Genomic DNA, 13,954 nt, shown 5'->3' with positions numbered 1-13,954 from the left:
AAATTTAGAAAAGTTTTTAAGTATTAAAAGATTTTTTTTATTTTTATTTTTATATTTGTTTTTGAATTAACTATAAAAAACAATCTATGATGAAAAAATTACTCTATTTATTTTTGTTGACACCTTTTTTTGGTGTGGCGCAAACCAATGTGTACAACTATGGTTTTAGTGGTGTAACTGCCGATTTAGCAACGGCAGGTTGGTCTCAGGTTAATCGCAGTAATCCTGTTGGTGCTTCTACTTATTTAATTCCTACCGCAGCTAATACTGCATTCGTTGGTGGTGGTTATACAGGTGGAACTAATTCTTACATTTTAGTAAATTATAACAGTACTACTGGAGCAGGAACAATTAGTAACTGGTTGTTTACTCCTGTTATTACTGTTCAAAATGGAGATGTTGTGTCTTTTTATACACGTAAAGGTGGCGATGGAACTACTACTATTTATCCAGACAACCTTCAATTCAGAATGAGTACTAACGGTGCTTTTACAGCAGATCCTACTTCGGTTACTTCAGTAGGTGATTATACCAATTTGTTGGTTGAAGTAAATCCTACTTTGAATGATACAGATTATCCATTCACATGGACTCAGTATTCATATACTGTAACTGGATTGTCTAGTCCTACAGATGTAAAATTTGCTTTCAGATATTATGTAACTAGTGGTGGTCCTAGCGGTAACAATTCAGATATTATTGCTATCGATGATTTTTCAGTTGACAGACCTGCTGCAAGTAACCAAGATTTCTTTGCAAGTAACTTTTCAATTCAACCAAACCCTGTAAAAGATATTTTTACTTTAACAGCAAAAAATAATACCGCTATCGAAAACATTAAAGTAATTGATATCAATGGAAGAGTTGTTAACGAATTGAATGTTTCTGGAGCTGATAATGCTCAAGTGAACATTGCCGATTTAAATGCAGGAGTTTACTTTGTAAAAGTGCAAACAGAAGCTGGAGTTGGAACTTCAAAAATTATCAAAAAATAAGTAGTACTTATTAATATTTCAAAAGGAGCTTAATTTTTAAGCTCCTTTTTTATTACAACGTTTTCGCTGTTTTTTTTTAACATAATTTAATTTTTTGTTGTAAATCTAAATTCTATGTTATTACTTTGCAGTGTTCATAAACATATTGATTGTTATCACGAAAGCCCGAGGGAATAGACCCGATGAAAGCTTAGCAACCCTACCCTTGTAGAAGGTGCTACATTCTAGTTTGAGATTCAAACAAAGATAACCACGAGATATTTCCTCTCACTTTCTACGATAACATATAATTAATACTAATAACCCTAAAGGGTGTGCTATTTATATGTCAAAAATACAACAAGCTATTCAAGAGCGAATTCTGGTCCTTGACGGTGCTATGGGAACGATGCTTCAAAGAAACAATTTCTTCGAAGAAGATTTCCGTGGTGATCGGTTCAAAGATTTTCCTCATCCATTAAAAGGCAACAACGATCTGCTTTCTATCACGCAACCCCAAGCAGTGAAGGAAGTACATCGTTTGTATTTTCAAGCGGGTGCCGATATTGTAGAAACCAATACGTTCTCGGGAACAACAATAGGTATGGCCGATTATCACTTAGAAGATTTAGTTTATGAACTCAACTTTGAATCTGCCAAAATTGCTCGAGAAGTTGCTGATGAGTTTACCGATAGACCCCGATTTGTGGCAGGTTCGATAGGACCTACCAACAGAACAGCATCGATGTCACCCGATGTAAACGACCCAGGATTTCGTGCAGTTACATTTGATGATTTGCGTGTTGCCTACAAACAACAAGTGGAAGCACTTATTGATGGCGGTTGCGATGTTTTATTAGTGGAAACAATATTCGATACACTCAATGCTAAAGCGGCTCTTTTTGCTGTCGAAGAAGTAAAAGAAGCACGCAATATTGATATACCGGTAATGGTTTCTGGAACGATTACGGATGCTTCTGGAAGAACGCTTTCGGGACAAACTGTAGAAGCTTTTTTGATTTCTATTGCTCACATTCCGTTATTAAGTATCGGATTCAATTGCGCTTTAGGTGCCGATCAATTGAAACCATATCTTAAAAGATTAGCTCACAATACACAGCTTAACATTTCGGCACATCCTAATGCTGGCTTGCCTAATGCTTTTGGGCAATACGATCAAACGCCATTAGAAATGCAAGCCCTAATTAAAGAATATTTACAAGACAATTTGGTCAACATTATTGGCGGATGTTGTGGTACAACACCAGAACATATTAAGGCTATTGCTGAAGTGGCAAAAGAATTCAAGCCAAGAAAAAGTCAAACACAAATTTCACAAATTATCACAAATTAAATCTGTGTCAATTTGTGAAATCTGTGTTTAAAAATAAAACTTAGTGACTTAGTGCCTTTGTGGCAAACCGAAGAGAAAATGTCAGAAACAAAATATTTAAGATTATCAGGTTTGGAGCCACTTATTGTAACTCCAGAATCTAATTTCATCAACGTTGGTGAACGAACTAATGTGACAGGTTCACGTAAGTTTCTTCGACTGATTAAAGAAGAGAAATATGAAGAAGCACTTTCTGTAGCCAGAGAACAAGTGGAAGGTGGTGCTCAAATTATCGATGTCAATATGGACGAAGGAATGTTGGATGGCGTCTATGCCATGACCAAATTTTTGAATCTTATTGCGGCTGAACCCGATATTGCTCGTGTTCCTGTGATGATTGATAGCTCCAAATGGGAAATTATTGAAGCGGGTTTAAAAGTCATTCAAGGAAAAGGCGTTGTGAATTCAATTTCACTTAAAGAAGGAAAAGAAACCTTCATTCATCATGCTAAATTGATCAAACGTTATGGTGCCGCCGTTATCGTGATGGCTTTTGACGAAGACGGTCAAGCCGATACCTACGAAAGACGTATCGAAATCTGTAAAAGAAGTTATGATATTTTAGTTGATGAAGTACATTTCCCTGCCGAAGACATCATCTTTGATCCGAATATCTTCCCGGTAGCAACCGGAATGGACGAACACAAATTAAACGCTATAGATTTCTTCAGAGCGACCAAATGGATTCGTGAAAATCTTCCTTATGCCGGAATTTCAGGTGGGGTAAGTAATGTGTCGTTTTCGTTTCGAGGCAATGATAAAGTGCGAGAAGCGATGCATTCGGCGTTGTTGTTTCACGCCATTAAAAATGGGATGACAATGGGAATTGTAAACCCAGAAATGCTAGAGATTTACGATGAAATTGATCCAATTTTATTAGAACATGTGGAAGATGTTTTATTGAATAGAAGAGACGATGCTACCGAACGATTGTTAGACTTGGCCGAAAGTTTCAAAGGGGATTTCAAATCCAATGAAAAGGCAATTCAAGAGTGGCGTAACGGTTCGGTTCAAGAACGATTAACACATTCGTTGGTAAAAGGAATTGACGAATTTATCGAAATAGATGTAGAAGAAGCTAGAACCACTTCGGAAAAAGCCATCGATGTTATCGAAATTAATTTGATGGCAGGAATGAATGTGGTAGGTGATTTATTCGGAAGCGGAAAAATGTTTTTGCCTCAAGTGGTTAAATCGGCTCGTGTTATGAAAAAAGCTGTTGCCTATTTATTGCCTTTTATCGAAGCACAAAAAGATGGAAAATCGTCTTCAGCTGGTAAAGTGTTGATGGCCACTGTAAAAGGCGATGTACACGATATCGGGAAAAATATTGTAGCGGTAGTTTTAGGGTGCAACAACTTCGAAATTATCGATTTGGGTGTGATGGTACCACCAGAAAAAATCATTCAGGCCGCCGTAGAACACCATGTAGATATTATTGGATTAAGCGGATTGATTACGCCTTCATTAGATGAAATGGTGTATTTGGCCAAAGAAATGGATAAACTCAACATCAAAATTCCAATCATGATTGGTGGTGCAACAACTTCAAGAGCGCATACCGCTGTGAAAATTGCACCAGAATATAAAGAGACCGTGGTTCATGTAAACGATGCTTCGCGTGCGGTAACGGTAGCGAGTAATTTGCTTCAAGCTGAAACTAAAGTTGATTATGCCAAAACGATTCGGGAAGAATACAACAAACTAAGAGAAGGTTATTTGAGTAGAAGCAGAGATAAAAACTTCTTGTCTATTGAAGACGCTCGTAAAAATAAATTGCCATTAGATTGGAACAATTTCAATCCTATAAAACCTAATTTCATCGGAACGAAAACCGTGGAAGTGGAGCTTTCAGAATTGGTTGATTTTATCGATTGGACACCTTTTTTTCAATCGTGGGAATTGCACGGAAAATTTCCAGCTATTTTAACCGATGAGGTGGTTGGCGAACAAGCCACCACTTTATTTGCTGATGCACAAGAAATGTTGCAGCAAATTGTTTCCGAAAACTGGTTAACTGCCAAAGGAATTTTAGGAATATTTCCAGCCAATACTGTAAACGATGATGATATTGAGGTACAACCTATAACCGACAACCGACAACCAACAACTTTTCTAACGTTACGTCAACAATCTCAAAAAACAGCAGGCGCACCAAACATAGCATTAGCCGATTTTATAGCGCCAAAAGATTCAGGGAAGCAAGACTATATCGGGTGTTTTTGTGTCACTACCGGATTTGGAGTAGACGAAAAAGCAGCTGAATTTGAAAAACAATTAGACGATTACAATTCGATTTTGGTCAAAGCATTGGGTGATCGTTTAGCAGAAGCGTTTGCCGAATATTTACACCTAAAAGTACGTAAAGAAATTTGGGGTTATGCTTCTGATGAGAATTTATCAAACCAAGATTTAATTGCCGAAGAATACAAAGGAATTCGTCCTGCACCAGGGTATCCAGCTTGTCCCGACCATTTAGAAAAGCCAACCATTTGGAAATTACTCAATGTAGAACAAGAAATCGGAGTGACCTTAACCGAAAGTATGGCCATGTGGCCTGCTGCATCCGTTTCGGGTTATTATTTTGCCAATCCAGAAAGCAAGTATTTCGGATTGGGAAAAATTAAAGAAGATCAAGTAATAGATTATGCCAAACGTAGAGGAATTTCTACCGAAATGGCCAATAAATGGCTAGCGCCGAATATAGCAGATTAAATTAGTCATAAAGTCAAATGTCATAAAGTTTATAAAGGACTTTCGACTTTCGACTTTCAAACTTTAAGACATAAAAATGAAAGTAACCCAACATATCGAAAACGCTCAAGGGAAACCGTTGTTTTCTTTTGAAATTTTACCACCATTGAAAGGCCAAAACATTCAATCTATTTTTGATAGTATTGATCCGTTAATGGAATTCAATCCGCCGTTTATTGACGTAACCTATCATCGTGAAGAATACGAATTCAAAGAATTGCCAAGTGGTTTATTGCAAAAGAAAGTGGTAAAGAAACGTCCTGGAACGGTTGGAATATGTGCCGGAATTCAGAATAAATATTCGGTCGATGCTATTCCGCATATCTTGTGTGGTGGATTTACCAAAGAAGACACCGAGAACTTATTAATCGATTTGGATTTCTTAGGTATTGATAATGTCGTAGCACTTCGTGGTGATGCGTTGAAAAACGAAACCTATTTCAAACCAGAGAAAGAAGGAAATGAATATGCTACCGAATTGGTAACGCAAATCAGCAATTTGAATAACGGCATTTATTTGGATGAAGATTTGAAAAATTCGGCTAAAACTAACTTTTGTATTGGTGTAGCTGGGTATCCCGAAAAACACATGGAAGCGCCAAGTTTGGATAGTGATATTCATTTTTTGAAAGAAAAAATCAGAAATGGCGCCGACTACATTATTACTCAAATGTTTTTTGACAATAAAAAATTCTTTGATTTTGTGGACAAATGCCGAACAGCCGGAATTACAGTGCCTATTATTCCTGGACTGAAACCTATTGCTACTAAAAAACAACTGAATTTGATTCCGCACCGCTTTAGTCTTGAGTTGCCAGACGATTTGATTATGGCAGTAGTCAAAGCCAAAGACAACGATGCTGTAAAGCAAATCGGAATTGAATGGTGTATTGCTCAAAGTAAAGAATTAGTGGCGGCTGGAATTCCGGTGTTGCATTATTATTCGATGGGGAAAGCGGAAAATATTAAGGCAATTGCTAAAGAGATATTTTAAATTAGCATTGCACTTTGCTTAGTGCATAGAAGAAAAATAGTATCGGAAAAAAGACTAAAAACAACAAAAATAAGCTAAGGTAAATGTACCCTTTTGGTTTGTGTTTTATCAATAATACAACAGATGTAATATTGATAGAAAAAGCTCCAATAATTATAAATGGAATCAAAGTAGAAGAATTGGTATAGATACTAATCAATCCTACTAGTATCTCAATTAATACAACCGTTATAATATTTGTTTTTAAGTTTTCCATAAAATATTTTCTCAAATGTAATTTATTTTTACAAAAGACAACTACTAACTAGCCCTGATGGCAGTGGTATCTTTTACACCAGTCAGGTTATTAAAACCTGACTGGTGTAAAAATATAACGAACAGCAGGAAAATGGTAGGCAAAAGAACCCAAACCAATCGCTTCAAAAATTATAGAAATCCTAAACTTATTCTGTTATATTTGTGCCACTTAATATTGTAGAATGAGGAACTTATGTTTTCTATTGTGCTTCTTTTCCGTGGCTGTATTTGCTCAAGAAAATGAGGATTCCAATGCTTTAGAAGTGTCATTTTTGCGCGGAAATGTATTGCCACACACCAAAGATTTATACCATTTGCAAGGACATGCGGATGGCGTGATGTTGAGTTTTTTAAAGCAAACGCACGGTAAAGACGAATGGCATTCGGCGTATAATTTCCCAGATTATGGCGTATATTTCGAATATCAAAACTACAATAACGATTTTTTAGGAAAGGTCTATGCAGCTGGAGTTTTGTACAATTTTTACTTTCTAAACCGCAATCTCGAACTCAAATTATCGCAAGGTATTGGCTACGCTACTAATCCGTATGATAAAGTAGAAAACAGCAAAAACAAAGCTTTTGGGTCTACCTTAATGGCCAATACCAACATTGGTTTGTTTTATAAAAAAGAACATCTTTTGGATAAATTTGGATTGCAAGCCGGATTCTTATTTACCCATTTTTCTAACGGTAGAACCAAATCACCTAACAGCGGTATCAATTCGTTTTTGCTGAATGTGGGTGTGAATTACGACTTCTCTAAAGTGGCGAATAAAGCGGTAGATACGGCTTTAGTGAAGAAAAGTTTTAAGGAACCCATCAAGTATAATTTTGTAATTCGCAGCGGATTTAACGAAAGTCCTGTAATCGGCAGCGGACAACATCCGTTTTACCACATTGGTTTTTTTGTAGACAAGCGTTTCAATCGCAAAAGCGCGTTGCAATTGGGAACCGATTTGTTTTTAACCAATTCGTTCAAAGATTTTATCAAATATAAATCGGTAGCCTTTCCCGAATTGAATATCAATCCCAATACCGATTATAAACGGGTAGGGGTTTTTGTGGGATATGAATTATTTGTCAACCGAATTTCGCTTGAGGCTCAAGTGGGCTATTATGTATACCGACCTTTTGTAAATGACATCGCGATTTACGATCGCGTTGGGTTTAAATATCATATTAATCCAAAATTGTTTGCCAGTTTTTCGGTAAAAACGCACATGTTTTTGGCAGAAGCGTTAGAATTTGGTGTTGGAGTTAGATTATAAAATTATGAAGAAACTGTTTGTATTTATAAGTTTAGTTTTGGTTTTGACGTCTTGTGAAAAGCCAAGCGAATGTTTTGAAAGCACCGGAGATATGGTCACGCGAAGCATTCCCGTTTCGCCATTTACCCGAATAAAAGTCTACCGTGGCATTGCGCTGGTCATCACTCAAGGCCCAGATTATAAAGTCGAAGTGCAGTCGGGCAGCAATCTAATCGATAATATTGAAGTCACTCAAGTGGATAATCAATTGGTTTTAAAAGACAATACGACCTGCAATTGGTTGCGTGAATACGGGCAAACAACCGTGTACATAACAGCTCCCAATCTCGAAGATATTTACTCCAAAACCGAACGAAATATCAGTTCTAATGGTGTTTTAACGTATCCAATTTTACGACTTTTCGCTCTAGACAAAGATGGCGATGGTGAAGATGGCGCAGGCACAGGCGATTTCTTTATCAACCTTAATAACGGTCAGTTAGTTATTGAAAACAACAACGTATCTCGTTATTACATTACCGGAAATACGGTTGAAGCCTTACTGAATTTATACGCAGGTGATGGCCGAATAGATGCTCAAAACTTAACGGCTCAAACCATCAAAGTGTACCACAGAGGTTCCAACGACATGATTGTTCGTCCCATTCAAAGCATTACGGGAAAGATGTTGAGTACAGGCGATATCATCTTAAAAAACAATCCGCCAATAGTCGATGTACAGCAATTGTACCAAGGGCATGTGATTTATAATTAGAAGCCCATCCTGCTGTCCGTTTCAAGTTTTTTCATGCCAAGCCATTTTTGTAAGCTGTAAAAAGAGCTTCTAAGGTCGCTTTTTTACCGCAACAAAAAATAGGCTTATCTTTTCAAAAAGCTTTTCACTACCATCAGGGCTAAGGTGCTAAAGTTATTTTTTAGACGTTTTCTCTCTAAAAATGGTTTCTAAGTTTTTGCTTTTCAAATTAATTTGAAGGGCTTTCAAACCATTGTCATGAGCAAAGTCAAATACCGAAGAACGGCAGTCGTTTTCAGTTTCAAAAGTGAGTTCCCAAACATTATTATGGGTGTTGGTATACGATTTTAAATCGGCTAATTTTGCAAATAACGTTTCGTTTATTGGTTTGTCAAATTCAACTTCAATTACTTGTTCTGTAACCTCCGAAACCAGTTTGTCCAATTTTTTGTCGGTAACAATTTTGCCGTTATTGATGATAATCACTCGGTCACAAATCGCTTCTACCTCTTGCATAATGTGTGTCGAAAGAAAAACGGTTTTGTTCTTCCCAACGTTTTTAATCACATTTCTAATTTCCACCAATTGATTGGGGTCTAGACCAGTGGTGGGTTCGTCCAAAATCAGCACATCAGGATTGTGCAACAAAGCCGTTGCTAAACCTACACGCTGGCGGTATCCTTTAGATAATTGTCCAATTTTTTTATGACTTTCAGGCGTTAGACCAGTCAACGCAATAACTTCTTCAATACGTGATTTAGCCACTTTATACACATCGGCATTGAATTCTAAATACTCACGCACATACAAATCCAAATACAACGGATTGTGTTCTGCCAAATAACCTACCGAAAGTTGTACCGCTTTTTGGTTTTCGGTAACATCATTTCCATTCACCGAAGCTTTGCCTTCATCGGCATTAATATAAGTGGTCAAAATTTTCATCAAGGTCGATTTTCCAGCGCCATTCGGACCTAAAAATCCAACGATTTCTCCTTTTTTTACCGAAAAAGTAACATTGTCTAGTGCTTTTTGAGCACCATAATTTTTGGAAATATTTTGAACTTCTATAGACATAACTTGATATTTGTAGCAAATGTAAACAGAAATATTTTTGAATTATTGTTTTTCATAACAGATTCCTTCAAAATAATTTTAAATTTGAGAATTCTAACAACCACCTTAATTAATTTATACATGAAAAAGCAATTATTAGCCGTATTATTTTTTGGATTTTTAACCCAAGCACAACAAAAACCTACCATTCAAAAAGAGGAAATTGTCAGAATAGAAACCGCTTTGGCTTCTGATAAAATGCAAGGAAGAGAAATTTTTACTCCCGGAATTGATTCAGCTTCCGCTTTTATTGAAAAAGAATTTACAGCTATCGGGCTTTCTCATTTTGATAATCTTACTAATTATAGACAAGAATTTCAAGCCAAAGGAAAGCCAGCAAACAATGTAATAGGCATTCTTAAAGGAAAATCTAAACCCGAAGAATTTGTGGTTTTTTCAGCGCATTACGACCATTTAGGAATAAAGAGTTCTGGTGATGATACGGTTTACAATGGAGCCAACGACGATGCGTCTGGAGTAACGGCGGTTATTGCATTGGCAAAGTATTTCAAGGAATTAAATAACAACGAAAGAACCTTGATTTTTGTGGCCTTTACCGGTGAAGAAGTTGGGGGTTATGGCTCGAAATATTTTTCTAAAAACATGGATGCCGATAAAGTAATCGCAATGTTCAATATCGAAATGATTGGTACCGAAAGTAGATGGATACGCAATTCAGCCTACATCACGGGTTTTGAAAAATCTAATTTCGGAACTATTTTACAAAATAACCTAAAAGATACTAACTTCAAGTTCTATCCCGATCCTTATCCAGCGGAACAGTTGTTTTACCGTTCTGATAATGCACAATTAGCCGCTTTGGGTGTTCCTGCACATACTATTTCTACGTCTAAAATGGATTCGGAACCCAATTACCACCAGTTGAGTGACGAAGTTTCGACCTTAGATTTAGACAACATGACCGAAATAATCAAAGCCATTGCATTGAGTTCGGAAACCATTGTTAACGGAACCGATACGCCAACTCGTGTAAAAAAACTATAAAGTTTTATTTATACGTAATCGATTTCGTAATTTTTTTTAATTTTTTTGTAATGGTTTGACATTTTTTGCTACTTTAGCAAAACATAAAACAATAATGAATACAAAATTCACAACATATTACAACTATTTCTTTTATTTCTTCTTCGGACAGAGAAAGGGATTGGTATTGTGTTATGTAAAAAAGTAAAAAGTTAAAACATAGATATACAAATCCCGATGCAAATCGGGATTTTTTTTTGAATATAATGAAAGAAAAAATAGCCATACAAGGAATTAAAGGCTCATTTCACCATCAAGTAGCTTTAGAATATTTTCAAGAAAATGTTGCTATAGACGAATGTTTGTCGTTTGAAGCACTTGCCGATAGTTTGAATAGCAACCAATCGCAACTGGCGGTAATGGCAATCGAGAATTCTATTGCAGGTTCTATTATTCCAAATTATGCGCTGATTGACTATAATAATTTTCACATTATAGGCGAGTATTATTTGGATATAATTCAGAATTTGATGGTGCTAAAAGACCAACGATTTGATCAAATCCAAGAAGTGCATTCGCATCCAATGGCGCTGTTGCAATGTATGGAATTCTTGAAAAAACATCCGCAGATTAAATTGGTAGAAGATAAAGATACCGCCGAAACCGCGCGTAGAATTCATCAGAATCAGTTAAAGAACATCGCGGCTATTGGTAGTAAAGTCGCAGCCGAATTGTATGATTTAGAAATCATTGCACCCGAAATTCAGACCGTAAACAACAACATGACACGTTTTTTTATTATCAGTAAAGAAGGAAGTCAAGTTTCAAAAGAGCAAATCAACAAAGCCTCTTTAAAATTTGAATTGGACGACACGCCAGGAAGTTTGGCAACTGTTTTAAATGTAATGACCAATTGCAAATTGAACTTAACCAAAATTCAATCGATGCCCATCATAGAAACGCCATTTCAATATTCGTTTTTTGTGGATGTCGTTTTTGAAAAGTACAAGCATTATGAAAAAGCGACTAAAATTTTAGAAATCATGACCAATCATTTTAAGGTTTTAGGAGAATACAATAACAAAAAGCAATAACAAATTCAAAAATCAAATTCAAAAATCAAATTCAATATCAAAATTCAATCAGTGAAAATCCGTATAATCTGTTAAATCTGTGGTAGAAAAAATAGATTTTGATTTTCGTTCTACATAGCGATGAAAACGCAGGTCAAGCGAAGCAGCTCTATGAGAAAATGAAATCTATGTTTCTATGTGGTTAAAAATTAACAATCCGAATCCGTGGTAAAATTAAAATGATACATACAGCAAAAAGACTAGAAACCGTTCAAGAATACTACTTCTCACGAAAATTGAAAGAAGTAAGACAACTAATGGCGGAAGGAAAACCGATTATCAATATGGGAATTGGAAGCCCTGATTTGGCACCACATCCTACGGTAATTGAAGCGATTCAAAACGCAATGTTTGATGATAAAGCCCACGAATACCAAAGTTATCAAGGTTTGCCCGAATTACGTCAAGGTTTTGCTCATTTTTATAAAAACCAGTTTGATGTTGACTTGGATTTCAATTCGGAAATACTCCCATTAATGGGTTCTAAAGAAGGAATTATGCACATTTCATTGGCTTTTTTAAATGAAGGTGATGCCGTTTTGATTCCCAATCCGGGCTATCCAACCTATGCATCGGTAACCGAATTGGTGCAAGCTAAAGCCATATATTACGATTTGAAAGAAGAGAATATGTGGCAACCCGATTTCGAAGCCTTAGAAAAAACCGATTTATCAAAAGTGAAATTGATGTGGGTGGGGTATCCGCACATGCCTACTGGCGCGAATGCTACTTTAGAATTGTATCAAAAGATAATCGATTTTGGAAAGAAGCATGACATTTTAATTGTCAATGACAATCCATATAGTTTTGTTTTGAACGACAATCCGTTGTCTATTTTTCAAATAGAAGGATCTAAAGAAATTGCTTTAGAATTGAATTCCTTAAGCAAAACCTTCAACATGGCTGGTTGGCGAGTGGGAATGGTTTCAGGAAATGCAACGCTACTTGATGCCGTGTTGAAAGTAAAAAGTAATATGGATTCGGGTATGTTCTATGGCATTCAAAAAGGCGCCATTGCTGCCTTAAAATTAGGGAAAGATTGGTTTGAAAGTCAGAATGAAATTTACACCAAAAGAAGAAATTTGATTTTTGAATTAGCCGAAAAAATGAAGTGTACTTTCGATAATAATGCTGTTGGAATGTTCGTTTGGGCAAAATTACCAATCGGAATTCAATCGGAACAATTCATTGATAATCTCTTGTATGATAAATACATTTTCCTAACACCAGGAACTATTTTTGGTAGTAACGGCGAAGGTTACATTAGATTTTCATTGTGTGTAAAAGAAGAAAATATTCTAGAAGCAATAAAAAGATTTCAATGACAAAAATCAATAGCAAAAATCAATAGCAAAAGTCAATAAAAATAGATTGAAAATTTTCTAAATTATTAAAGTTTGATTTTTGAAATTAAAAAAATAAATAAAACATGAAAGTATTTATTACAGGAACGGGATTAATTGGCGGCTCGATGGCATTAGACATCAAGACCATTTATGATGCGGCAAAAGTTTTCGGGATTGATACTAACGAAAAGCATTTGGAGGAAGCTATGCAACTCGGAATTATTGACGAAAAAGCTACTGAAAATGATTTAATTAACGCAGATTTAGTGATTGTTTCGGTGCCAGTTGATGTGGGTTTAGTAATTTTGCCGGAAATTTTGAATAGAATAGGTGAACAAACCTTGGTTTTTGACGTTGGTTCCACCAAATTGCCTATTTGTGAAGCGCTGGAAAATCATCCGAAAAGAAGAAATTTTATGGCGTGTCATCCCATTGCAGGAACGGAGTTTTCTGGACCCAAAGCAGCTGTCAAAGGTTTGTTTGAAGGAAAAACCAACATCATTTGTGAGGTAGAAAAAACAACTTTCAAATTGCAAGAAAAAGGCATGGATTTATTTAAAAAACTCGGAATGCGTATTCGATACATGGATCCGAAATCACATGATAAACACATTGCTTATGTATCGCATTTGTCGCACATCAGTTCGTTTATGCTCGGAAAAACCGTCATTGAGAAAGAGAAAGATGAACAAGATATTTTTGACATGGCAGGTTCTGGATTTGAAAGTACGGTGCGTTTAGCCAAAAGTTCACCAGCCATGTGGACTCCCATTTTTAAACAAAATAAAAAACAAGTAGTCAAGTCATTAGAAGAGTATATTGAGAATTTAACTCATTTTAAGGAATTACTTGAGAATGATAATTACGAAGCTGTTTTTAACGAAATGCAAAATACGAATAGAATAAAAGAAATATTGAAATAGATACTAGAGACAAGAAGAAAGATGCAAGATTTACAG

At 35.9% G+C, this 13,954-nt stretch carries 11 protein-coding genes and 1 riboswitch; of the genes, 10 read left to right on the top strand and 1 reads right to left on the bottom strand.

Going from position 1 to position 13,954, the window contains the following annotated elements; genetic code table 11:
- Positions 1-89: 89 nt before the first annotated feature.
- The 6 genes from ACODSI_RS04930 (at position 90) to ACODSI_RS04905 (ending at position 8,437) form a co-directional block, all read left to right on the top strand.
- The gene (locus tag ACODSI_RS04930; protein ID WP_488915736.1) at positions 90-995 is read left to right on the top strand and encodes a T9SS type A sorting domain-containing protein; all 906 of its coding nucleotides are present in this window, start codon (positions 90-92) and stop codon (positions 993-995) included.
- Positions 996-1,144: 149 nt separating this feature from the next.
- Positions 1,145-1,248: riboswitch (SAM riboswitch) on the top strand.
- 72 nt (positions 1,249-1,320) lie between these two features.
- Entirely contained in the window at positions 1,321-2,328 is a 1,008-nt protein-coding gene (locus tag ACODSI_RS04925) for a homocysteine S-methyltransferase family protein (protein ID WP_488915735.1), read from the top strand.
- 57 nt (positions 2,329-2,385) lie between these two features.
- The gene (metH, locus tag ACODSI_RS04920; protein ID WP_488915820.1) at positions 2,386-5,082 is read left to right on the top strand and encodes a methionine synthase; all 2,697 of its coding nucleotides are present in this window, start codon (positions 2,386-2,388) and stop codon (positions 5,080-5,082) included.
- A gap of 76 nt (positions 5,083-5,158) precedes the next feature.
- Entirely contained in the window at positions 5,159-6,115 is a 957-nt protein-coding gene (gene metF, locus ACODSI_RS04915; RefSeq protein WP_488915734.1) for a methylenetetrahydrofolate reductase [NAD(P)H], read from the top strand.
- A gap of 479 nt (positions 6,116-6,594) precedes the next feature.
- The gene (locus ACODSI_RS04910; RefSeq protein ID WP_488915733.1) at positions 6,595-7,683 is read left to right on the top strand and encodes an acyloxyacyl hydrolase; all 1,089 of its coding nucleotides are present in this window, start codon (positions 6,595-6,597) and stop codon (positions 7,681-7,683) included.
- Positions 7,684-7,687: 4 nt separating this feature from the next.
- Positions 7,688-8,437 (top strand): head GIN domain-containing protein, encoded by a 750-nt coding sequence (locus tag ACODSI_RS04905; protein WP_488915732.1) that lies wholly within the window; start codon positions 7,688-7,690, stop codon positions 8,435-8,437.
- A gap of 153 nt (positions 8,438-8,590) precedes the next feature.
- On the opposite strand, the gene gldA is transcribed toward ACODSI_RS04905, so the two are convergent.
- The gene (gene gldA / locus ACODSI_RS04900) at positions 8,591-9,493 is read right to left on the bottom strand and encodes a gliding motility-associated ABC transporter ATP-binding subunit GldA (RefSeq protein WP_488915731.1); all 903 of its coding nucleotides are present in this window, start codon (positions 9,491-9,493) and stop codon (positions 8,591-8,593) included.
- Positions 9,494-9,613: 120 nt separating this feature from the next.
- Here gldA and ACODSI_RS04895 point away from each other — a divergent pair, with 120 nt between their 5' ends.
- The 4 genes from ACODSI_RS04895 (at position 9,614) to ACODSI_RS04880 (ending at position 13,918) form a co-directional block, all read left to right on the top strand.
- Positions 9,614-10,537, top strand: coding sequence for a M28 family metallopeptidase (locus ACODSI_RS04895; protein WP_488915730.1), 924 nt, complete (start codon positions 9,614-9,616; stop codon positions 10,535-10,537).
- A 245-nt stretch (positions 10,538-10,782) separates the two neighbouring features.
- On the top strand, positions 10,783-11,610 hold the full coding sequence (locus tag ACODSI_RS04890) for a prephenate dehydratase (protein ID WP_488915729.1): 828 nt from the start codon (positions 10,783-10,785) through the stop codon (positions 11,608-11,610).
- Positions 11,611-11,828: 218 nt separating this feature from the next.
- Positions 11,829-12,974, top strand: a complete 1,146-nt coding sequence (locus tag ACODSI_RS04885; protein WP_488915728.1) for a pyridoxal phosphate-dependent aminotransferase — start codon at positions 11,829-11,831, stop codon at positions 12,972-12,974.
- Positions 12,975-13,078: 104 nt separating this feature from the next.
- The gene (locus tag ACODSI_RS04880; protein ID WP_488915727.1) at positions 13,079-13,918 is read left to right on the top strand and encodes a prephenate dehydrogenase; all 840 of its coding nucleotides are present in this window, start codon (positions 13,079-13,081) and stop codon (positions 13,916-13,918) included.
- Positions 13,919-13,954 lie beyond the last annotated feature (36 nt).

It is taken from the genome of Flavobacterium sp. FG139 (assembly GCF_057809695.1).
The sequence above is the reverse complement of the archived record's forward strand: the minus strand, read 5'-3'. Positions and strand labels throughout refer to the sequence as shown.